3 protein-coding genes are annotated in these 24,711 nt (G+C 70.5%); all 3 read right to left on the bottom strand.

Annotated elements, in window-relative coordinates; all coding sequences use genetic code 11:
* Nucleotides 1-333: 333 nt before the first annotated feature.
* Genes AC0VYN_RS08740 through AC0VYN_RS08730 form a run of 3 tightly spaced genes read right to left on the bottom strand, consistent with a single transcriptional unit; the run spans nt 334 to nt 23,655 of the window.
* The gene (locus AC0VYN_RS08740) at nt 334-1,209 is read right to left on the bottom strand and encodes a proline iminopeptidase-family hydrolase (RefSeq protein WP_475535460.1); all 876 of its coding nucleotides are present in this window, start codon (nt 1,207-1,209) and stop codon (nt 334-336) included.
* Nucleotides 1,202-17,344: an amino acid adenylation domain-containing protein gene (locus tag AC0VYN_RS08735; RefSeq protein WP_475535459.1), complete on the bottom strand. Its 16,143-nt coding sequence runs from the start codon at nt 17,342-17,344 to the stop codon at nt 1,202-1,204. Before AC0VYN_RS08735 ends, AC0VYN_RS08740 begins: the two co-directional genes overlap by 8 nt.
* Nucleotides 17,341-23,655, bottom strand: a complete 6,315-nt coding sequence (locus AC0VYN_RS08730; RefSeq protein ID WP_475535458.1) for an amino acid adenylation domain-containing protein — start codon at nt 23,653-23,655, stop codon at nt 17,341-17,343. The genes AC0VYN_RS08735 and AC0VYN_RS08730 overlap by 4 nt, the downstream gene beginning before the upstream one ends.
* Nucleotides 23,656-24,711 lie beyond the last annotated feature (1,056 nt).

Genomic DNA, 24,711 nt, shown 5'->3' with positions numbered 1-24,711 from the left:
AGGGAAGGGCCGGGCGGCGGACGGCCACACGTCCGCGCAAGGGCGCGACGGACGGGGGGCACGCCGGAGACCGGCCGGATGAGATGAAGTGGGCACGTTGTACCGCGCCGTGCCGGAGCGGCAGTGCTCTCGGCAAGGCTCAGCGGTGCGTGGTGAGTCTTCGAATCAGCGGCCACCAGGCGGCCTGAGCGTTGCGCGGCCTGCGGCCCGCCCGCTCGCCACCTGTGGCACGTGACGCCGACTTCAACGTGAGCCCTTCTGAAGCGATCCCTGGAACGAGGTTGCCGCCGCTCATCATAGGCACAGGACCGCCGGTGGTAACACCTCGTTTTCTCACGCCGCGCCACCGAACCGCGCCAGCAACTCCCGGGCGAACAGCGCGGGTTGCTCCAGGTGCGGCATGTGGGAGGCGTCCGGGACGACCACCGTCTGCCCGTGGGGGACCGCCCGGGCGTACGCCTGGCAGGCCCGGGGCGGGACGAAGTCGTGCTCTCCGCTCACGAAGAGGGTCGGCATGCTCAATTCGGGCAGTCGGTCGGTGCGCGTGTAGGAGTGCAGGCTGCCGGTCACGCGGAACTCGGTGGGGCCCCACAGGGCATCGCGGACCTGCTCGGAGGTGCCGAGGGTGGCGTCGAGCAATGCGTCGGGCCAGTCAGTGCGGCACATGTGCCGCTCGGCGAACACAAGGGACGCCTCGCGGTAGGCGGCGGTGTCGTACCGACCGATGCGCAGGGCGTCGCTGATGGCCTGGGCCGTGGCCGGGGGCAGCCGGAACAGTAGCTGCCGCATGTCCTCCTCGTACTTGCGGACGTTCAGCACGGGCGAGACGAGGATCAGCCAATCGGGCCGGTACGTGCCGCGCAGGGCGAAGTCGGAGGCGATCATGGTGCCGAAGGAGTGTCCGAGCAGGTGGAAGCGCTCCAGGCCCAGGGAGCCGACGAGGGTGTCCAGTTCGTCGACGAAGTGCTCCAGCCGCCAGGGCCGCCCGTCTGCCGGCCGCTGCGCGGAGCGGCCGCAGCCGGACTGGTCGTAGACGACGACCGGGTGGCCCGGCAACGCATCGGCGAGGGGCCGCAGGTAGTCGTGGGGGGTGCCGGGACCGCCGTGGACGGTGACCACCGGGGTCCCCGGGGCGTCGGGGTTGAGTACGTCGTACCAGATGCGGCTGCCGGGCACGGTGCACAGCGCGCCGCTGGTCAGGTCACTCACCGTTGTCTCCCTGTGCGAGGTGGGCGCCGATCGTGGCGACGTGCGGCATCCCGTTCATGCTGAGGTGGTTACCGGGTACGGGGACCTCCCGGAAGGTGCCGCGCACCAGCCGCCGCCAGTGCGGTGCCTGGCCGGCCGGGAATTCCGGGATCTCCTCCTGGTGGGAGAAGAAGAGCACGTCCCCGGCGTAGGGGCGGGCGGTGTAGGCGTGCATGGCCCTGCTGTGGCGCTGCCAGGCGCGCAGATAGCGGGGCAGGAAGTCGGCGGACAGCAGGTCCTCGAACTCGGTGGCGCGGGCCCTTTCCGCGATCAGGCGGATGCGGTCCTCGGTGGTGGGCAGCGCCGCCAGTTCCCGGCGGGGCAGTTTCAGCCGGGCGAGGCCGTAGCGCATGAGGTAGTCGAGGATGTCGTCGTCGGTCATCTCGGGGGGCAGGTTGCCGGGGGCGGGGCTGTCGATCAGCACCACGTCGGGCCGGTGCGCGTAGCGGGTGTCGAGTTGCTGTGCCATCTCGTAGGCGACGAGGCCGCCGAAGGACGACCCGCCCAGGCGGTAGGGCGGCTTGAGCCCGAACTCCTCCAGCCGGTCCAGGTAGGAGGCCGCTATCTCCTCGATGGTGTCGAGGTCGGCGGGGCCGTCCAGCAAGGGGGAGCGGATCGCGTACACGGCCTGGTCCTCCGGCAGGCAGCCGGCCAGCTCCCGGTAGAAGAAGACGTCGCCTCCGATGGGGTGGACCAGCACCAGGGGCGGGCGGGCCTGCGGGTCGCCCGCCCGGATCACCACCAGGCCGCGGGGGGCGTCCCGCTCGGGCCGGCCTCCGGCGAGCCGCTGGGCCAGCGCCTCGGTGAGGGCCTGCGGGGTGTGCCGTTCCAGTGCCATGAACTCGACGTCGACGCCGGTCCGTTCCCGGATACGGGCGACGAGCTGGACGGCGGCCAGGGAGTCGCCGCCCTGGGCGAAGAAGTCGTCGTCGGGACGGACCCCGTCGATGCCGAGGACCGTGCGCCACGCCTCCGTCACCGTAGTCGCCGCCGCGTCCGGAGGGATGTCCGTCGCTGCGGGGTCCTGCGGCGCGGGGCGTGCGGCCTCCGTCCGCGCGACGCGAGACGGTCCGGTCGGCGCGGCCCGGTCGATCCAGTGCTCCTGCCGGGCGAAGGCGTAGCCGGGCAGCGGCACCCGGTCCAGGGCGGTCAGGCCGTGGAAGACGTCCGCGTCGACGTCGGCGCCGGCGGCCCAAGCCGTGCCCAGGGCGTGCAGCGCGGTGGCAGGCTCCTCGTGCGCGGCATGGCCCGCGGGCGGCATGGCCGCGACCACGAGACGGCCGGCGCGGTCCGGGTGACGCCGGGCCGCGCGGCCCAGTGCCCGGCCCGGTCCCATCTCCAGCAGGACGGCGTCGCGCAGCCGCGGGTCGCGGTACAGCGTGCTCAGCCCGTCGTGGAACCGGACGGTCCGTCGGAGGTGTCCGCGCCAGTACGCGGGGCTGCGCACCTCCTCGGGATCGGCCCAGTCGCCGGTCAAGTCGGACACGAACGGCAGCTCGGGCTCCCTCAGCCGGACACCCTCCGCGGCCGTGGTGAACCGGTCGAGGACCGGGTCCAGGAGCCGGGAGTGGAAGGCATGCGAGACCGCGAGCTGACGCCCGGTGACGCCCTCGGCGGCCAGTTCCGCCGTGAACGCGTCGACGGCCTCGGCCGGGCCGGACACGACGCAGCTGGTGGCGTCGTTGACGGTGGCCAGATCCAGCCCGTGGCGGCACAGCCGGTCCCGTACCCGGTCCTCGGGCAGCGGTACGGCGAGCATCGCGCCGGCGGCCGTGCCCGCGAGCAGCCGGCCGCGCTCGGCGACCAGCGTGAGCGCGTCCTCCAGCGAGAGGACGCCCGCCAGGCAGGCGGCCGGGTATGCCCCGAGGCTGTGGCCGATCACCGCGTCGGGTCGCACGCCGAGGTCCGTGAACCAGCGCGCCAGCGCGTACTCGACGACGAACAGGGCCACGTGGGTGAACCGGGTGTCCCCCACCCTGTCGGTGCGGCCGAGCAGGTCGGCCTCGGTGGCGTCCGCTTCCGCCGCGCCGCGCAGCAGCTCCCGGCAGTGGTCCACGTGGGCCCGGAATCCCGGCTCGCTCGCGTACAGGGCCCGGCCCATGTCGCGGTACTGGGCGCCCTGGCCGGGGAACAGGAACACGACCGGCCGGCCGGGGCGGTGGGTGACGATGTCACGGGGCGGCTCGGTCAGCCGCTCCACCAGTTCCTGGTGCCCGGTGGCCACGACGACGCGGCGGTGCGGAAAGCGGTGCCGTGCCGTGTTGAGGGTGTACGCCAGCCGCTCCAGCGGGACGTCCGGGTGAGCGGCCGCGTGGCGGGCCAGGGCTCGTGACTGCCGGTCCAGGGCGTCCGGTGTGGGCGCCGAGATGACGAACAGGGAATGGGCGCGCCGTTCGTGCCGCCGTCCGGCCAGGTCGGAGGAGGCCGGGGGCGCCTCCTCCAGGACGACGTGGGCGTTGGTGCCGCCGATGCCGAAGGAGCTGACGCCGGCCCGGCGGACCGGGCGGCCGTCGGTCCACGGGGTCGTCTCGGTGACGACGTGGAAGGGGGTCGTCTCCAGCTCCAGCCGGGGGTTGGGCCGGGTGTGGTGGAGGGTCGGCACCAGGGTGCGATGCTCCAGGCAGAGCACGGTCTTGATCAGTCCGGCGATGCCGGAAGCCACGTCGAGGTGGCCTATGTTGGTCTTCACCGAGCCCAGGGCGACCCGGTGCGGCATGGTGCCGCCGGAGGCGAACGCCTCGCGCAGAGCGGCCACCTCGATGGGGTCGCCGAGCGGCGTGCCGGTGCCGTGGGCCTCGACGTAGCCGACGGTCGCGGGGTCGATCCGGGCGCGTTCGTGGGCGCGGCGGATCACAGCGGCCTGCCGCTCCTGGCTGGGGGCGGTGTAGCCGACCTTGTCGCGGCCGTCGTTGTTGATCGCCGTGGCCTTGATAACAGCCCGCACGCGGTCGCCGTCGGCGAGGGCGCGGTCGAGCAGCTTGAGGACGACGATGCCGACGCCCTGGCCCTCGATGGTGCCCTGTGCGTCCGCGTCGAAGGCGCGGCAGGTGCCGTCCGGGGAGAACACCATGCCCTCCTGGTGGACGTAGCCCTCGGCACGGACCTTGCCGATGGACACGCCGCCCGCCAGCGCCACGTCGCAGTCGCCCGCCAGCAGCGCCGTGCACGCCTGGTGCACCGCTACCAGCGAGGTGGAGCAGGCGGTCTGCACGGTGACGGCGGGGCCGGTCAGGCCGAGCTTGTAGGCGACCTTGGTGCACAGGAAGTTGGCCTGGTTGTTGATCATGACCTGGTAGCGCGTGGCCAGGTCGGCCTCACCGAGTGAGGGCAGCACGTGCTCCTGCGCGTAGTCGTTCTGGCCCGCGCCCGCGTAGACTCCGATGTCCCCGTCGTACGCGGCCGGGTCGCAGTGCGCGTTCTCCAGGGCGTGCCAGGCGCACTCCAGGAACACCCGGTGCTGCGGGTCCATGGTGCGCGCCTCCCGGGGAGAGTAGCCGAAGAACTCGGCGTCGAAGGAGCGGATGTCGCGCAGCCCGCTCCGGGCCCGTACGTACCCGGGCTGGTCGATCTCCCGCTCCGGCACACCCGCGGCGAGCAGTTCGGAACGCGTGGGGCGGACGACGCTGTGGTGTCCGGTGACCAGGTTGTGCCAGAACTCCTCCAGGTCATCGGCGTCGGGAAAGCGGCCGGCCATGCCGATGACGGCGATGTCCCTGCCGCCGCCGTCCAGGTGACCGGGGCCGGCCGGGTGGCCGGCGGGCTCAGGTCGCGGCCGCTCGTCGGCGCGCCGTCCGGTGAGGTGTGCGGCCAGGGAGGCGATGGTCGGAAGACGGAACAGGTCGGTGAGGGTGACCGTGCGCCGGATCTCTTCCGGCAGACGGGCGTGGACCTTGGTCAGCAGGATCGAGTTTCCGCCCAGGTCGAAGAAGCGGTCGTGCACGCCGACCTCGGACAGGCCGAGGACGTCCTGCCACAGCCGGACGAGCAGTCGTTCGGTGTCGTCGGACGGGGCCGCCGGTGTCCTGCGGGCGGTCCGGCGGCGGGCGGCGGGCAGCGCTTTGACGTCGAGTTTCCCACTGTAGGTCAGCGGCAGTTCGGTCAGGTGCACGAGCGCGGCGGGCCGCATGTACTCCGGCAGCAGGGCGGCCAGGTAGTCGCGCAGCGCCTCATCGTCGAGGGCCTCGCGCGCGACGTAGTAGCCGATGAGGCTGCGGGCGTTGTCCGGGGTGTCGGCGGAGCCGTCGAGGGAGCCGACGACGACGGCGCTCTGCCGCACGCCGGGGAACGACGCCAGTGCGCTCTCCACCTCGCCGAGTTCGATGCGGTGGCCGCGCAGCTTGACCTGGTCGTCGGCGCGGCCGACGAACTCGATCTCCCCGTCGTCCAGTCGGCGTGCCAGGTCACCGGTGCGGTACAGGTGGCCGAGCTCGGCGGCGTGGGCATCTACGAAGCGCTCCTGGGTCAGTTCAGGGTCACCGAGGTAACCGCGAGCGAGGGCCGCACCCCCCAGGTACAGTTCCCCGATCGCGCCCGGGGGCAGCGGTCGCAGCCGGGCATCAAGGACGTGCGCCGTCTCGTTCGGCAGGGGCCGGCCGATCGTGACCAGAAGGGGACCGTCGGCGTCCGCGGCGGTGTAGGCGCGGGAGGTGGACCAGATGGTGGTCTCGGTCGGGCCGTAGACGTTGACCACCCTCGGGCAGCGGCGCAGCGCCGCGCGCAGCAGATGCCGTTCCAGCCGTTCCCCGCCGACCAGCAGGCGGGTGTCGTGCAGGCCCCGCAGCGCGGGCAGCGTCATCTCCAGCAGGCTGGGCGTCATCTGGACAAAGTCGTAGCCAGTGCAGTCAAGTTCCGCCACCGGATGGTCGCCGACGGTCATGCTGCCGCCGCCGAGCAGGGTCAGGCCGTACTCCAGCCCGAAGATGTCGAAGACGTAGTTGGTCACGCTGTACGTGTGCAGCGGGCCGGCCCCCGGGAAGTGCCGTTGGCGCAGAGCGGCCATGGTGGTGGTGAAGGCCCTGTGCTCCACCATCACACCCTTGGGCTGCCCGGTGGTGCCGGATGTGTAGAGGACGTAGGCGAGCGCATCCCCGGTGACGGGCAGGCCCAGGTCGTCGGGGCGTTCGGCGACGCACGCCGCCCGGGTCTCGGAGGCGTCGACAGCAAGCACCGTCAGGCCGGGGAACCGCGCGGTCAGCCGCTCGCGGTGGCGGGCGTGGGTGAACAGCAGGCGGGCGCCGCTGCCCTTGGCTATCCGGGCGATGCGCTCGTCCGGATAGCCGGGGTCGAGCGGCACGTAGGCGCAGCCCGCCTTGAGGACGGCGAGCAGGCCGGTGACGGTGTCGGCGCCGCGGTCGAGCATCAGCAGGACCGGTTCCTCGGGGGTGAGCGGGACCCGCTGCCGGGCCACGCGGGCCAGCCGGTTGGCCGCCGCGTTCAGTTCGGCGTACGTCAGGGTGGTGCCGCCGTGGGTGACAGCGGGTGCGGTAGGAGTGCGGGCAGCCTGTGCCTCGAAGGCGCGGTGGATGACCGGTTCCGCGGGCTCCGCGGTGCCGCTGTCGTTCCACTCGGCCTCGTCCCGCAGTGCCGCGCGCGGCGCGGTGAGCACCAGGTCGGACGGGGCGGCACCGGGATCGTCGGAAAGCGTACGCAGCACCGTCTCCACGTCGGCCAGCAGGCGACGAGCGGTCATCGAGGTGAAGAGTTCCCCGGCGTGGTCCAGGACGAGCGTGACGTGCCCGTCTTGTTCGGTCACCGACACGACCAGCGGGTAATCGCGCTTCTGGTGCCGGAAGCGGAAGCGAGGCCGCAGCTCCCGCTCGTGCCGCTCGTCGGTGACGGCCGGATAGTTCTCGTAGATGAACAGGCTGTCGAACAGCCGCCGTCCGCCGGTCTGGAGCGCGGCGAGGTCGGCATCGCCGCGACGGCTGATCTCGTGCAGGTCGTCCTGGAGCCGCTGGACCTCCTCGATCACGCTGTCGGCGGCGGTGCCGTGGCGGGCGATCAGCGGGACGGTGCTCAGATACAGGCCGACAGAGGTCTCGAGGCCGTCGACGGGCAGATCACGCCCGGCGAGCACGGTCCCGACCACGGTGGTGTCGGCCCGGCCGTAGCAGGCGAGCACCTTGTGCCAGGCGTACTGGAGCAGCGCGTTGAGGGTGACTCCATGGTCCTGGGCGACGGAGCGCAGCTGCGAGAGCAGTTCCGCGGGCAGCGGAAGCGTCTGCTGCTCCTGGCGCAGGACGCGCCGTTGGGTGGCGAGGTCCGTGCCCCGGGCCTCCGGCCGCAGCAGTCCGCTGATGTCATAGCCGTCGCCCGCGTCCGCGGCATAGGCGCGCCAGAACGCGTCGTGCCCGTGGGCGTGCCGGCGCAGGCCGCGCTGGACCGCAGCGTAATCGTCGCCCAGCAGTGGCAGCGGGCGGTCGTCGCGCAGTGCCAGGTAGGTCTCGTGCAGGGCGCGCAGCAGCAGCGGACTGCTCCAGCCGTCCAGGATCGCGTGGTGCGTGTTGAGCACACAGGTGAAGCGCTCCGCGTCCTGCTTGACGAGGTACACCCGGAACAGACCACTCACCCGCAGGTCGTACGGTGTGGCGCGGTCGCTCTCCAGCAACGCCTGGAAAGCGGCGTCGCGGGCGGCGGTGTCCGGGTGACCGCTGAGGTCCAGGTACTGCCAGGTCAGCGGGGCCTCACGGTCGAGGACCTGAACCATCTCGTACTGCCAGTCGAACCGCAGCCGCAGCGCGGCGAACCCGCGCTGCACGTGCTCCCAAGCCGTGCGGTACAGGTCCGGATCAAGGGCGGTGTCGTAATCCCAGACCGCCTGCACCCGGTAGGCGTCATCGATGTCGCCCTGGGCGACCGCGTGCTGGATAAATCCCTGCTGGAGGCTGGTGGCGGCGAAGACGCCGTCCAGTTCACGGTCGGCCTGGAGCCGGTCGAGGTGTTCTTGGGGCAGCAGTCCGTCGATGTCGCTCACCGTGAGGTGGGTGCGGGTGCTGCGGGCCGTGGTGTCGACCAGCTCGGTCAGCCGGTCCTCGAAGGCCCGGGCGAGCCGCCGGGTGTCGGACTCGGGCAGCCGGCAGGAGAGCGTGAACCGCAGCTTCCCCTCGCTCACCATACCGGTGGCTGTGACCGCGTACGGCAGCAAGTTGTCCGGGCGGCTCCAGTCACCGGCGGGTTCGGAGGTGACCTGCCAGGGACCGGTGGCCGAGTCCTGGCGCCCGAGGTAGTTGAAGCACACCCGGGGCAAGGGCCGGTCGTAGCCGCACAGGGCTCCGTGGCCGAGGCCCTTGCCGGGTATCGCGCGCACCCCATCCTTGATGGACGCGAGTGTGCGCCGGACATCGTCGTACGTCTCGACGCGCACCGGGTGGAGGGTGGTGAACCAGCCCAGCGTGCGGCTGACGTCGAGGCCGGGCGCGATGTCCTCGCGGCCGTGGCCCTCGACCATCAGATGCTGCATCGACCGGCCGGTCACGTCGGTCAGGGCCAGCGTGAACGCGGCGAGCAGGAACTCGTCAACCCGCGTGCCGTATGCACGCCGGCAGTCGCCGAGGAGCTGTGTGGTGCGGGCGGTGTCGAGCGTGACGTCGATGTCCAGCGGCACACCGGTGTCCTGGAGCAGGACGGCGGCGGGGTCGTGGTCGGCGAGGAGGTTCTCCCAGTACGCCCTCTCCTCCGGCCGGCGACGGGCGTACTCGGCCACCGCCTGCGACCACTGACGGTAACTGGTGCCCTTGGCGCCCAGCTCACGCCCCTCATAGAGCGCGTGCAGATCCTCCGCCAGAATCCGCCAGCTGACCGTGTCCGTGACCAGATGGTGCAACGCGAAGAACACCCGCGCACTACCGTCCGCGTACCCGTACAGATACCCGAACGCCGCCACAGGACCGTGCTCCAGGTCGAAGCCGCTCTGCCAGCCGGTCAGCCGCTCCTGAAGCCCGGGTGACCCTTCCCCACCCGCCAGCTCACGCACATCCAGCACCCGCAGCCCAGGGAACGACGCCTGCACGTCGTAGAACTGCATCCCGTCACGGAACCGCAGCCGCAACGCGTCGTGCCGCTCCACCAGCCTGCGCAGGGCACCCTCAAGACGCTCAGGGTCCAGCTCCGGCACCCGCACCAAGAACGCCTGGTTCCAGTGCCCCGGCCGCACGAACCCCCGGCCGAAGAACCACTCCTGCACCGGCAGCAACGGCACCTCACCCGACAACACACCCTGCTCCGCCACCACCACATCGGCGCCGGCCTCGGCCACGGCGAGGACTCGGTCGTGGAACCGCTCGACCGTGCGGTGCTCGAAGATGTCCCGCACGGCGACCCGGACGCCGAACTCCCGTCGGATGCGGCTGACCAGCCGGATGGCGACGATGCTGTCCATGCCCAGCCGCATCAGGTCCATGGTGATGCCGAGCCGCTCGGCGGGCATGCCGAGAACGTCGGCCCAGAGGTCACGCAGCCGCCGCTCCCGTTCGCCGCGCGGGGGGACGACCTCCTCGACGGCCGCGGCGGGCTCGGGCAGAGCGCCCCGGTCGAGCTTGCCGTTCGGGCTGAGCGGCAGTTCCGGCAGGTGTACGAAAGTCTCGGGGACCATGTACGCCGGCAGGGCGGCGGCGAGCCGTTCGCCAAGGCGCTCGGAGTCCAGTGGCGCCGGGGCTGCGTAGTAGGCGACGAGGAGTTGCCGGGCTGGGCCGCTCTCCGCCTGATGTTCCTTGACCAGGGCAACGCTCTGGGTGATCTCCGGGACCTGGGTCAACGCGCTCTCGATCTCGCCAAGTTCGACGCGGTAGCCGTTGAGTTTGACCTGAAAGTCGTCCCGGCCGAGGAACTCGATCCATCCCCGCCGCGTCCACCTGCCCAGATCACCCGTGCGGTACAGCCTCCCCCACTCCGGATGCTCGAAGAACCGCTCCGCCGTGCGCTCCTCGTCCCGCCAGTAACCGAGCGCCACACCGGCACCGCCGATGTGGATCTCCCCCGCCACCCCGACCGGACAGTGCTCACCCCGGCCGTTCAGCACAAACATCCGCTGACCCGGCATCGCCGTGCCGTACGGGATGCTCGCCCACCCGGGATCCACCCGGCCGATCTCATACCAGATCGACCAGATACTGCCCTCCGTGGCACCCCCCAGACTCATCACGGTCGCCTCAGGAGCCAACGCCTCCAACCGGTCCGGGAGCTGGATGGGAATCCAGTCACCCGACATCAACACCACACGCAGACTCTCCAGCGGCATCTCCCCGGCCTCGTCCACCAGCAGACCCGCCAGCTGCGGCACGCTGTTCCACACCGTCACCCGGTGCTCACGTACCAGCTCCAGCCAGTGCGCCGGGTTCTTCGTCTCCCCCTGCGCCGGGAACACGATCACCCCACCGGCCGCGAGGACACCGAACAGGTCGTACACCGACAGATCGAAACTCAGCTCCGACAAAGCCAGCACCCGATCGTCCGGCCCGATCCCGAAACGCTCGTTGACCGCCCGCAGCGTGTTCACCGCCCCCCGGTGACTGATCGTCACCCCCTTCGGCCGGCCCGTCGAACCCGACGTGAAGATCACATACGCCACATCGTCAGCACCCACCAGCGGCAGCTCCGCCTCCGGCACCTCACCCGCCAGCAGATCCTCCACCACCAGCACCCGCACACCAGGCGCCAAAGCAGCCACCTCCGGCCGCCCCGCCTGCGCCCGCGACACCAACACCACCCCCGCACCCGCCTGCGCGAGGACGTCCTGGATGCGGCCCGTGGGCCAGTCGACGTGCAGAGGCAGATAGGCGAGGCCGGCCTTCATGACCGCCGCGGTCGCCAGCACCTGGGTGTAGCCCTTCTCGGCGAGTACCGCGACGAGTCGGCTGTCGGCGGGGTCGCCGAGCGCACCGCGCAGGCGCCGGGCGAGCCGCTGGGAATCCCCGTACAGTTCACCGTAGGTATGGCTGTGGCCGGTACCGGCGTCGATGACGGCCACCGCTGCGCGACGGCCCTCGTCCAGCCCGGACTCGTACAGGCCGAAGAGGGTCTCACCGGAATCGAGGGCCTCCCCGGTGGCGTTCGCCGCCTCGATCAGGGCCAGGTCGCCCTCGGGGAGATAGCGGTCCCGGGGCAGTGCGGTCGCCCAGTCGGCGTTCGCGAGGTGCTCGATGAGGGCGCAGTACAGCTGGTTGAGGTGGTCGATGACGCCGCGGTCGAAGAGCTGGTCGACGTACAGCCACTTGCTCATGAAGCCCTCGGCGACCTCGACAGCTTGCAGGTCGATCCACGCCTGGGAGGTCTGGGCGCTCCAGTGACGCTCGTCGGTCAGTTCGCTGTCGTCGAGGAACGCGCCGCGGTCGGCGTCGCGGGTCTCCTGGCCCATCACACCGGTGAACACGATCGGCGACACGGCGCGGGTCGGGTCCAGGCCGTGCAGACGGCTCAGGTCTCGCTGCACCTCCACGCCCGAGTACAGGGCGTGGCCGATGCTCTCCCACAGCAGGTCGTGGGTGCGCCGGACGAGGGTTTCGGCGTCGGTGGCGTGGTCGCTGTGGTGGTGGAGGACCGTGGAGGTGAAGTTGCCGAGCAGCTCGTCGCTGCCCTCGAACACCGGCAGGCGCTGGGACAGGGTCAGGGTGATGGGCAGGTCGTGCGCGCCGGAGAAGTAGGAGAGGACGCTGCCGAACAGGGCGAGCAGCGCCGAGGACGTGGACACGCCGTGCCGTCGTGCCTGCTCCTTGAACCGGTCCCACACGTCGGGTCCGATGCGCAGGGTGTGCTCGGCGAATCGCGGGTGGCTCACGGTGTCGGGCGAGGTGGCGAAGGGCAGGGTGCAGCGCAGGGGCAGGGTGGGGAGCCGTTCCTGCCAGTAGGCGCGGTCGTCCTCGTACCACCGGGAGTGCTTCAGCAGGGCAACGTAGTCCTGGTAGTCCTTGAAGCCGGTCCCGGTCAGCGGCGGACACCGGTCGGTGCCCCGGTGGAGGGCGTCGAGGCGTCGCATGACGGCGAGCCTGCTGCGCACGTCGAGGGCGATCAGGTCCCAGCTGATGTGCAGCACGCTGCGGTCGCGGAACCGGCTCACCTCGAAGGTGAACAGCGGGAAGCGCTCCGGATCGTACAGGTGGTGGGACAACCGCTCCCGCACCCGGTTCGGCCGGGCGGGGTCGTAGTCGTGGTCGGTGTGGTCGTGGACCGGTATGCGGTACTGGGGTACTTCGGCGGGCGCGAGCACCCGTTGCTGGAGCCGCTCGTGGGAGAACACCGTGCGCAGCGCGTCGCATTCGGCGACGAGCCGGTTGACGGACTCCTCCAGGCGGCCGGTGTCCAGGTCACGGTAGTGGTACTCGCTGTAGACGTGGTTGGCGACGTTGCCGATCTCGTAGTTGCCGAGCCGGCCCACCAGGTAAGCCTTCTGAATCTCGGTCATGTCGAACCAGGCTCCGGGGTCGGCGCCGGCAGACGGCGGCAGGGCCCGCAGGTCGGCCTCGCCCCGGACGTCCCGGAAGTCACCGGGCGTGTACTGGACGGTGGTCCGGGAGACGCAGTGTCCGATGACCTCCATGAGCGCGGCTTCGAGCGCGTCGGCCAGTGCCCGGGTGGTGACGGCGTCCAGCCTGCTGTCCAGACGGACGTGCAGCCTTCCCCGGCCCACGTGCGCGAGGACGGTCAGCAGGGCGCCCGTCGTGTTACAGGCGGGCATGGTCTCGCCGGGATCCTCGAGGACGAGCCGCCAGTCGTCGGAGCCTGCCTGCTCCACGTCGAGCCGACCGAGGTAGTTGAACCACACCGCCGGCAACGGGCGGTCGCCCAGCAGTGCGCCGTGGCCGATGCCTCCCGCGGGAATCTCACGCAGGCTCTCCTTGACGGCGCGGATGGTCTCCCCGAGGTCGTCCGTGAGCGGCAGCCGCACCGGGTGGAAGGTGGTGAACCAGCCCAGCGTGCCACTGACGTCGAGGCCGGGCGCGATGTCCTCGCGGCCGTGGCCCTCGCGTACCACATGCTGCACGCGGCCGCCCGCGACACCTTCCAGGGCGCGGGCGAGCGCGGTGAGCAGCAGGTCGTCGACGCGGGTGTGGTAGGCGCGGTGGGCGGGGCCGAGCAGGTCGCGGGTGCTGTCCTCGGTGAGGGTGAACTCCTCGCTGCGGCCGACGCCGGTGTCCTGGAGCAGGACGGCGGCGGGGTCGTGGTCGGCGAGGAGGTTCTCCCAGTACGCCCTCTCCTCCGGCCGGCGACGGGCGTACTCGGCCACCGCCTGCGACCACTGACGGTAACTGGTGCCCTTGGCGCCCAGCTCACGCCCCTCATAGAGCGCGTGCAGATCCTCCGCCAGAATCCGCCAGCTGACCGTGTCCGTGACCAGATGGTGCAACGCGAAGAACACCCGCGCACTACCGTCCGCGTACCCGTACAGATACCCGAACGCCGCCACAGGACCGTGCTCCAGGTCGAAGCCGCTCTGCCAGCCGGTCAGCCGCTCCTGAAGCCCGGGTGACCCTTCCCCACCCGCCAGCTCACGCACATCCAGCACCCGCAGCCCAGGGAACGACGCCTGCACGTCGTAGAACTGCATCCCGTCACGGAACCGCAGCCGCAACGCGTCGTGCCGCTCCACCAGCCTGCGCAGGGCACCCTCAAGACGCTCAGGGTCCAGCTCCGGCACCCGCACCAAGAACGCCTGGTTCCAGTGCCCCGGCCGCACGAACCCCCGGCCGAAGAACCACTCCTGCACCGGCAGCAACGGCACCTCACCCGACAACACACCCTGCTCCGCCACCACCACATCGGCGCCGGCCTCGGCCACGCTCCTCGTCGCGAGGGCGGCGACCTGTTCGACCGTCGGCAGGGAGAAAATGTCACGGACGGCGACCGTGATGCCCAGTTCCTTTCGCAGCCGACCCGCCACCCGGATGGCGACGATGCTGTCCATGCCCAGCCGCCTGACGTCGTCCCGGACGCCGAGGTCCTCGGGGCGCAGGCCCAGACAGTCGGCCCACAGGTCGCGTACCCGCTCCTCCATCGGGGTGCGCGGGCTGAGCCGCTCCTCCGTGGTGTGGGAAAGTCCCGGGTCGGGCAGCGCCCGCCGGTCGAGCTTGCCGTTGACGGTGACGGGCAGCTCGTCCAGGTGGACCAGGGCGGCGGGCACCATGTACGGCGGCAGCGTCTGGTGCAGGGCCCGAGTGAGCGCGGTCTCGTCGAGGGGGTGGTCGGCGACGTAGTAGCCCACCAGGTACGGGTGCCGGGGGTCGGTGTGCCGCACCAGGGCGACGGCCTGCCGGACGCCAGGGCAGCGGGTGAGCGCGGCCTCGATCTCGCCGAGTTCGATCCGGTAGCCGCGGATCTTGACCTGGAAGTCCTCGCGTCCGAGGTACTCGATGGAGCCGTCGCCGCGCTGCCGCACCAGGTCACCGGTTCGGTAGAGGCGACCTTCACCGAAGGGGTTCGGCACGAAGCGCTCGGCGGTGAGTTCGGGGCGATTCAGGTAGCCGCGGGCGAGCTGGACGCCGCCGATGTACAACTCGCCGACGGCGTGGACGGGCAGTGGTGTGCGGGCCGTGTTCAGCACGTAGACCTGCGTGTTGTCGACGGGGGTGCCGATCGGCACGGTGTCCGGGTCGGGCTCGGTGCAGGGATGGTGCAGGACGTCGATGGACGCCTCGGTGGGCCCGTACAGGTTGTGCAGGTCGGCACCCGGCAGCAGCCGGTGGGCGTCGCGGACCTGGGCGGGTTTCAGCTCCTCACCACTGCAGAAGACCAGGCGCAGGCCGGACAACGCGGCCGGTGCCCCGTCCGCGCCGTCGGCCGCCTCCAGGAAGACGGCGAACATCGACGGCACGAAGTGGACGACGGTGACGCGTTCACGCTCGATGAGTTCGGTCAGGGCGTACGGGTCCTTGTGCGCACCCGGCTCGGCGAAGACCACGGCCGCGCCGTACCAGACGGCCCACAGGAGCTCCCACACGGAAACGTCGAAGACATACGGTGTCTTCTGCAGGACCCGGTCCTCGGGGCCGAGCGGGAACATGCGGTTCATCCACTGAATGCGGTTGACCAGCCCACCGTGCTCGCACAGCACGCCCTTCGGCCGGCCGGTGGTACCGGACGTGTAGATGACGTAGGCGAGGTCGGAGCCGGTGAGTTCCAGGCCGGGGGCGTGGCAGGGCAGCTCGGCCGCGTCGGGGTCCTCGTCGACGGTGACGACGGGCACGCCCGGATCCGCCGCCACGCAGTTCGGCCGGTTGCGGACGTCGGTGAGCAGCAGGGGGCTCCGGGTGTCCGCGAGGATGAAGCGCAGCCGCTCGTGCGGGGCATCCGTGTCGACGGGGACGTAGGCACATCCCGCCTTCAGCACGCCGAGTACGGTGACCAGCATGTGCACACCGCGGTCCAGCCGCAGGCAGATGAGGCTGCCCGGCGTCACGTTGTGCCGGTGCAGCAGCAGGTGGGCCAGGCGGTTCGCGCGCTCGTCGAGCTGCTGGTACGTCAGCCTGCGACCGGCGTGGACGACTGCGGTGGCGTCCGGCGTGCGGCGTGCCTGGAGTTCGAACATCTCGACGGCGGTGCGCACCGGCCCGTGGTCCCGTTCGGTGGCGTTCCACTCGGCCATCCGGCGCAGCGTCGCGGGCGGCACCAACTCCAGCCGGTCGATGGCGGTGTCCGGCGTGGCAGCCGCCGAGCGCAGCACCGTGAGGTAGGTGTCGCAGAGCGCCTCGATCCGCTCCCGGTCGTAGCGGGCCTCGGCGTAGGTGACGGTGAAGTCGACGCCGTTGTCGCTCTCCTTGGCGATGACGGAGATCCCGAACTTCTCCGCCAGGTCTTCGTACGGCAGGACGCGGTGACCGAGGGTGGTGGGGGGTGCTTGGACCGGCGTGTAGTTGTGCAGGGTGAACAGCACCTGGAGAGTGTCGGCAAGATCCGCGGCGCCGCCCGGTAGGGCGTCGACCAGCATGTCGATGTTGAGCTGGTGGTGCTGGTTCAGGTCGATGACGGCGTCGTTGACGCGTCGTGCGTTCTCGAGGAACGTGTCGCCACCGCGGTACTCCGGAAGCAACGGGAGTGTGTTGACGAACGGGCCGATCGCGGACTGGAAGGCGGGCGGCCGGTTGGCGACGGTGAGGGCGACGGCGAAGTCGTCCTGGCCGCCGGTGAAGCTGCTGAGTGTGTGGTAGAGGCCGGTGAACAGCAAAGCGTACCGGCTCACCCGGTGCCGGGCAGCCAGGTCGGTGAGCGCCCGGTGGGTGTCCGGGTCAAGAGTGCGGCGGAGGGTGGCCGCCCGGTTGTCGGCGCACCGTGCGGCGCTGCGTCCGAGCCGCGGCTTGCGGGCGGCGGCGAGGCTGCGAGCGAGCCGGTCGCGGGCGGCGGCGCACTCGGAGCCGGCCAGCTCGATCCGCTGCTGGGCGACGAGATCGAAGTAGTCGAGTGCGGGCCCGTCGTCGCCGGGTGTGCCGGCGTCAGGGGTGTCGTGCAGGGCGAGCAGGCGGTGCACGAGCAGTTCCGCCGAGTGGGCGTCGGTCAGCATGTGGTGGTGGGTCAGCCCGACCACGACCGTCCCGGTGCCTGTCACCTCGATGACCTCGGGGCGGATCAGCTGGCCGTCGGGAAGCGGGAAGGCGGTGCGGGCGCGGTCCTCGCGGAGCGCTTCGAGGCGGTCCACGGCGACGCTGGTGCGCGCCACCGTGACCGCGTCGGCGGGCAGCTCCTCGTACGACAGGTCCTCCCCCACCCGCATCCGCAGAATCGGCTCCGCCGCCAGCAGGGTGCGCACGGCGCGTTCGGCCGCGTTTGCGTCGGTGCCGGTGAGTTCGACGAAGAGGGGGATGGTGTAGGTGTGGCCGAGTGCGTCGATCCGGCTCTGCAGGTACATGCCCCGCTGGACGGACAGCAGCGTCCGCTCGTGTGCCGTGTCGGGCAGCTTCCAGTGGGTGGTCCGGCGGGCCCGCTCCTCGCTGTCGACGCGGTTGAGTTCCAGGATGTGCAGCAGCTCCCGCTTGCTGCGGCTCACCCGGTCCTTGAGCGGCTGCGGGAAGCCGGCGTTCTGCGGGAAGGAGAAGCCGAGGCGGTCCTCGCCCTTGTTCCACAGCAGGACTCCGGCGGAGCGGAGGTCGTTCAGAAGTTGCAGCTCGGGGTTCACAGCTCTCCCTCTTCGCGCACGGCGGCTGCCGGGGCCGCACTCAGGTGCTCGGCAAGCTTGAGGATCGTGTCGTTGGCGTACAGGTCCCGGAGTTTCAGCTCGCACCCCAGGTCCCGCTGGAGCAGACGCACCAGCTTCATGGCGGCCAGCGAGTTGCCGCCGATGGCGAAGAAACTGTCGGTCGTGCCGACCGCTTCGGCCGGGCGGTCCAGAACCTGGGCCCAGACCTCGGCCAGGGTCCGCTCGGTGTCGGTCGCGGGCGCCACGTAGGTGCCCTGGAACTCCACCGGAGGCAGGCGGTCGGCGGCGAGCTTGCCGTTGGGACTGAGCGGCAGTGCGTCCAGGACCCGGTAGCCGGTCGGCAGCATGTACTCCGGCAGGACACGCGCCAGCTCTGCGGTCACCACCTCCGCGAGGGTGGGTGGCTCGGCGGGGCTCTCAGCGGACCACAGGACCTCCTCGTCCACCGCGCCGACGGCGAGGGCGTACACGGTACGGTCGGTGGGCGTCACACCCAGCGGGCAGGTGCCCAGTCCGTCGGCGTGCAGCCGCTCCGAGAGCCGCTGGAAGAGGAACCCGGCCGACAGCAGGTGCGCGGCCGTCGCCTCGCCCTCCAGTGTGAACAGGCAGCGTGCCCGGCTGAGAACCGCGTGGGCGTCGCCGGCCCGTTGGAAAACGGGCACCGCGGCCAGGTCGTAGGGGTCGCCTCCGCCGGGTTCGGCGAACTCGGTGCCACCGGCCTCCCGGATCCGGCAGACCGGCTCCAGGGGTGCGGGGCGGAATCCGCCGCAGGCGCCGAGCAGCACTCGGCACACTCGGGTGTTCTCCGCGTCCAGCAATCGCTCCTCGGGCACCGCCCGGTACGGTATGCCGCGCGCGTCCAGCTCCGCGGTGAGCAGGGCCAGCATGTGCCCCGCCTCCAGCAGCGCCAGCCGCCTCGCACGGTCCTCGTACAGCGGGGTGATGGCGGGCCAGTGCACGACGAGATGCAGCTCCCTGCCGTGGCCGGGCGGCCGGGCGGCAACCGTCTCCAGGTCGTGCGCGGCCAGTTCCCCGGTCAGCGGGTGGAAGTACAGGTTCTCCCGGGGAGTGTGCAGGAACGTGCGCACCGGGTAGGTGCTGCCCGCCGACGGATAGCGGTATTTGGGCAACGCGCGGTGGGGCAGGTGTGTGGCGGACAGGACGCCGAGGACGGCGGCCAGGTCCTCTTCGCCGAGGTCTGCGGTGGCGGACGCCCCCTCGTGAAGGACCGTGCCGCCTTCTCCGAGCGCCTCGGCGAACCGCTTGTGGAGCAGGCGCGGATCGACGGGCGCGTCCAGGAAATGCCGGTAACTCTTGGCGCGGGTGTACGTCTCCGAATCTTGGCGCAGTTCCAGGGCGAACCGCGGCTCGGCACTGCCGAGCAGCCCCGGCGCGCTCAGCACGTACTCCTGCCGGTCCACGCCCTTCGCAGCGTCTCCAGCACCTGGGGCCGGCACCAGATAGGCGACCAGCCGGTCCTGGGCGTCGTCCTGTTGTACCCGGGCCACGGCCTTGTCCACACCGGGCAGTTGGCCCAACTTGGCGGCTATCTCCTCGAGTTCGACGCGGTAGCCGTTGAGTTTGACCTGAAAGTCGTCCCGGCCGAGGAACTCGATCCATCCCCGCCGCGTCCACCTGCCCAGATCACCCGTGCGGTACAGCCTCCCCCACTCCGGATGCTCGAAGAACCGCTCCGCCGTGCGCTCCTCGTCCCGCCAGTAACCGAGCGCCACACCGGCACCGCCGATGTGGATCTCCCCCGCCACCCCGACCGGACAGTGCTCACCCCGGCCGTTCAGCACAAACATCCGCTGACCCGGCATCGCCGTGCCGTACGGGATGCTCGCCCACCCGGGATCCACCCGGCCGATCTCATACCAGATCGACCAGATACTGCCCTCCGTGGCACCCCCCAGACTCATCACGGTCGCCTCAGGAGCCAACGCCTCCAACCGGTCCGGGAGCTGGATGGGAATCCAGTCACCCGACATCAACACCACACGCAGACTCTCCAGCGGCATCTCCCCGGCCTCGTCCACCAGCAGACCCGCCAGCTGCGGCACGCTGTTCCACACCGTCACCCGGTGCTCACGTACCAGCTCCAGCCAGTGCGCCGGGTTCTTCGTCTCCCCCTGCGCCGGGAACACGATCACCCCACCGGCCGCGAGGACACCGAACAGGTCGTACACCGACAGATCGAAACTCAGCTCCGACAAAGCCAGCACCCGATCGTCCGGCCCGATCCCGAAACGCTCGTTGACCGCCCGCAGCGTGTTCACCGCCCCCCGGTGACTGATCGTCACCCCCTTCGGCCGGCCCGTCGAACCCGACGTGAAGATCACATACGCCACATCGTCAGCACCCACCAGCGGCAGCTCCGCCTCCGGCACCTCACCCGCCAGCAGATCCTCCACCACCAGCACCCGCACACCAGGCGCCAAAGCAGCCACCTCCGGCCGCCCCGCCTGCGCCCGCGACACCAACACCACCCCCGCACCCGCCTGCGCGAGGACCTCGGCGAGTCGTCCGCCGGGCCAGTCGACGTTCAACGGGACGTAGGCGGCACCGGCCTTCATCACGGCGAGTGTGCCGACGACCTGGGGGTAGCCCTTCTCCACCAAGAGACCCACGACGCGGGGCTCGTCCGGGGCGGTGCCGGGCGTCGACAGGGCGCGGGCGAGTCGCCCGGAGTCGTCGTACAGTTCACCGTAGGTATGGCTGTGGCCGGTACCGGCGTCGATGACGGCCACCGCTGCGCGACGGCCCTCGTCCAGCCCGGACTCGTACAGGCCGAAGAGGGTCTCACCGGAATCGAGGGCCTCCCCGGTGGCGTTCGCCGCCTCGATCAGGGCCAAGTCGGCCTCGGGGACCGGCAGGGACGGGAACACGGCAGTCTCCCAATCGAGTTCAGCCAGGTTCTCGATGAGCCGGCAGTAGCTGTCGTGCATGGCGTCGAGGACGGCCGGGTCGAAGAGCTGCTCGACGTAGTCCCATTCGGCGACGAAGCCTTCCCGCGTCTCGTACGCCTTGTTGTCGAGCCACACCTGGGGGGTCTGGGAGATGGCGTGGTCGACTCCCTGGTACGTGTCGTTCAGCACGAGTTCGAACATGCGGGCGTCGGCCGGGGCTCCCAAGGTGCTGGTGAGGACGACCGGGGCGACGATCTTGTTGATGGGCATGGAGTGGCGGGTCTTCAGCAGCCGCTGGAAGTCGACCCCGTCGAACAGGTTGTGCTCGATGTCGCGGAGCAGGTCGCCATGGACCCCCCGCAGGGTGTCGGCGATGACCGTGCCGTGCTCGGTGCGGTGGTCGAAGAGTTCCAGGACGGTGAAGTCGCCGATGACGCCGTTGATGTCCGGATGCAGGGGGAGCCGGTTGAACAGGGTGAGGTTGACGCACAACCGGTCCTGGCCGCTCCAGTGGCCGAGCACCCTTCCGAAGACTTCCACGATGAGTGCGGTCGGGCTGACGCCGTGGCGGCGACACCGGTCGGCGAGTTTGTTCCAGGCGGCGGCGGGGACGACCCGGCTCTTGCGCCGGAAGACGGGGGTGCCGACGCTCGACGGGTGGGCCCGCAGCGGCAGCCGGAGGTCGAGCTGGTAGTCGTCGGCCTTGTCCTCCCAGTACTGCTGGGCCTGGAGCAGCAGATCACTGTCGCGCACCTTCTCGTACTGCAGGACGTAGTCGCGGTAGCTGACGCCGAGGTCCGGCAGGCAGCGCTCCGGCTCGGCGTAGAGCTGCGCCCACTCGGTGAAGAGGATGTCGAAGCTCGCCATGTCGATGACGAGGGCGTCGAAACTGATGTGCAGCCGGAAGACGTCGTCCAGACGGCTGAGCACGATGTCGAACAGGGGGTACCGCTCCGGGTCGTACAGCTTGTGGGCGTAGCGGCCGCGCAGCTCGTCCAGCTCGGTCTCGTCGCGCAGTTCGTGGAACGGGATGCGGTAGCGGGGAGCCTCGCGCAGGAAGCGCTGCCGGCCATCGGTGAAGACCGTGCGCAGGGCGAGGTGGCGTTCGATAAGCCGGTTGAACGCGTTCTCCAGCCGTTCGTGGTCGAGGGCCCCGTAGCGGAACTCGCTGTAGACGTGGGTCGAGACGTTGCTGAGCTCGAAGTTGTGGAAACGGCCCAGGTAGTAGGTCTGCTGGACGTTGGTGAGCGGGAACGGCTCGTAGAGGTGCTCGGTGTCGGTGCCGTCGAGGACGTGGTCGCGGTAGGCGAAGCCGCCGAGGCTCGCGGCGACGAGCGGGGCGAGCCGCCGGACGGTCTTCTCGCGGAAGACGTCGCGGATGCGGATGTCGCAGCCCAGCTCGCTGTTGATGCGGTTGACGAGCTTGATACCCAGAATGCTGTTGCCGCCGGACTGGAAGAAGTCGTCGGTGACGCCGACGGTCCGGCCGGTGCCGCCCAGCACCTCGGACCACAGTTCGCACAGGCGGCTCTCCAGCTCCCCGGTGGGGGCGACATACCCCTCGGTGAGGAACTCCCCGGGATCCGGCAGGGCGCTGCGGTCGATCTTGCCGTTGGCGTTCAGCGGCATGCTCTTCAGCGGGATGAACACCGTCGGCATCATGTACTCGGGCAGCAGCCCGGCCAGGTGACGTCGCAGCTCCTCCCGGTCGGGCGGTACGGGAGCCACGTAGTAGGCGACGAGATAGCGGGCCTCGTCGGCCGGGGAGCCGGTGCCGCCGGCGGTCCGGGGCGGTTCGTGGACGAGAACCATGCTCTGCTCGACGGCGGGGTGGGAGGCCAGCGCGCTCTCGATCTCGCTGAGTTCGATACGGTGTCCGCGCAGTTTGATCTGGAAGTCGTTGCGGCCGACGAACTCCAGGGCCCCGTCAGGGAGGGCGCGCACCAGATCACCGGTGCGGTAGAGGCGATCCTCGGGTACGGACGGCCCGGTGCCATCGGTCGCCGGCGGCAGGGTGATGAAGCGGCTCGCGGTCAGTTCCGGCGCGTTCAGGTACCCGCGGGCCAGACCGGTTCCGGCGATGCACAGCTCGCCCACGACGCCCGGGGGCAGCGGTTGCAGCTCGTCGTCCAGGACGTAGCAGCGGGTGTTGGCGACGGGTGTGCCGATCAGCGGCCGGGAGTCGTCGGGGGTGAGGAGGCGTCGCGTGGACCAGACCGTGGTCTCCGTCGGCCCGTACACGTTCCAGCACCGGTCCACGGCGGCGGCGAGCTCGGCGGCGAGTTGCGGCGACAGGGCTTCGCCGCCGCACAGGGCACGCACGGGCAGCCGTTCGCCGCCGAGATTGCGGATGATCAGATGCCACAGGGACGGTGTCGCCTGGACGACGGACACGCCGTCCTCGATCAGTTCGAGGAGACGGGCCACGTCCAGCAGGTCGTTACGGCCGGCCAGGACCACAGTGCCGCCATACAGGAGCGGCATGTACAGCTCCAAAGTGGAGATGTCAAAGGCGACGGTGGTCACGGCCAGCATGCGCTCGCCCCGCCGGAAGCCGACGGTCTGCCCAATGTCCTGGGCGATGTTGAGGTAGCTGTGGTGCTCCACGGCGACCCCCTTGGGCCGGCCGGTGGTTCCGGAGGTGTAGATGACGTAGGCGAGGTCGGAGCCGGTCACCCGCACGTCCAGGTCGGTCCGGCCGCATGTGGCGGCCGCAGCTCGTACGTCGTCGGCGTCGGCGACGACCACGGGAACGCCGGGGGCGACGTCGCCCAGACGGGTGTGGTGCGCGCTGTCGCCGATGATCAGGGCGGGTCGACTGTCGTCGAGGATCGCGGCGGTGCGGCGCGCGGGCGAGCCGAGGTCGAGAGGGACGTAGGCACAACCCAGTTTGAGCACGGCCAGCGCGGAGACCAGCAGGTGCTCGGTGCGGTCCAGGTAGAGCGCGATCAGGTCCCCTGGTCGGGGCCCGTGACGCTCCTGAAGAAGCCTGGCGAAACGATTCGCCGCCTCGTTGAGCTCCCGGTAGGTCAGGGTGGTGCCGCCGTGGACGACGGCGGCCGCGTCGGGCTGACGCGCACACTGCTCCTCGAATACGCGGTGCAGGGGTCGGGCGTCGTACGGCGTACGGGTCCGGCCTGCCTGCGCCGCCCACGCGTCCTGCAACGCGCCGGGTAGGCACAGCACGTCGCCGAGAGTGGCATTGCCCTGCTCGAACCGCTCGAGCCGGGCGAGGAAGGCGTCCACGTGCTCCCGCAGCACGGTGAGGAAAGGCAGCCCGGCGGGAGCCTCGACCTCCAGCCGGCCACGGCCGTCACCGGAGCACCGAAGCACCAGGAGGCCGTCCTCGTCCTCGGACGGCCCGGCACCGTCGGCGACCACGCAAACCCGCGACGGACGCGTCGCCGCGTAGATGTCATCGAATTCATAGAATGCGTTCTGCGGAGCCCGGTACAACGGGTCGTTCAGCTGACCGGCGAAGTCAGCGTGACGCATTCCTCGATCGACACTCAGGTATTTACGTATTCGACCGGATGACGTGTGGACATCGTGCGCGTAGATCCCCGCCTTGCGGGAATTCAGCACCATCTGTAGGGCCAGGGAGAGTAACTCCAGGCGGTGAACTGTGAGCGGGACGGGAGAGGCTGAAGAGAAGTCCAGGCACTCCCTCTTCCCGGCGGCCTCCGCGATGTCGGACTCGATGACCTCTGCGAGATCGAAGCGGTCCTCGGAATGTTCGGCGACGCGCGCCCGGACGGCCAGTTCCTGAGCCGCGCGCTCCATCCAGAGCAACTCGGGCAGGGCGTCTCGGCGGTCGTCCACCGGCTCGGCCGCCAGAGACGCATGCCCCTCCCGGGAGAGGCGGATCAGGGCGTCGACGCACGCGTCGAGAACTGCCGTGTGCGCATCACCCATGACAGGCGTACCGCATACGAGTGCCTCTTCCCCGGCCAGCCGCACAGTGCAGCACGCCTCCGAGCCGGTCACGGAGACCCGTAGCCGAGGTATCAGCACCGGCACATCCGGGAGACGGCCGGAACCGATGACGGAACCCACGACGTATTCGAGGCGCCGGTCCGCAAGCGTGTCCTCGCTGACGAAGCTCACGTTGTGCGTCATTCGGGCCCGCCATTCAGCCGGCCCGACCGGGTCGCCGTCCAGCATCCAGACGAAATGCCCTGCGTCCGCCAAGTATTCCGCTATTTCCCGCCCGAACCGGCCGAGCTCCGATCCGACCAGCACGTGAAGAATTTTCACCTTGGCCCTGTCCCTGCCTCGATTACAGGAGCACGCAGAGGCCCGGATTTCGTACCCCCGTGCGCCTTCCAGTGAATGCTACGCACCTTCCCCGGCGACCGGAACGGGTAGCGACTTACCCAGCCAACTCCAGTCGGCGCGATACACGCAGTAGCCACAGAAAGGCTGTCACTTGCAAAC

The organism is Streptomyces sp. 63XJN7_1_ISO-PGPR-S23-121 (assembly GCF_056173025.1).
This window is presented reverse-complemented; position numbering and strand designations above follow the sequence as displayed.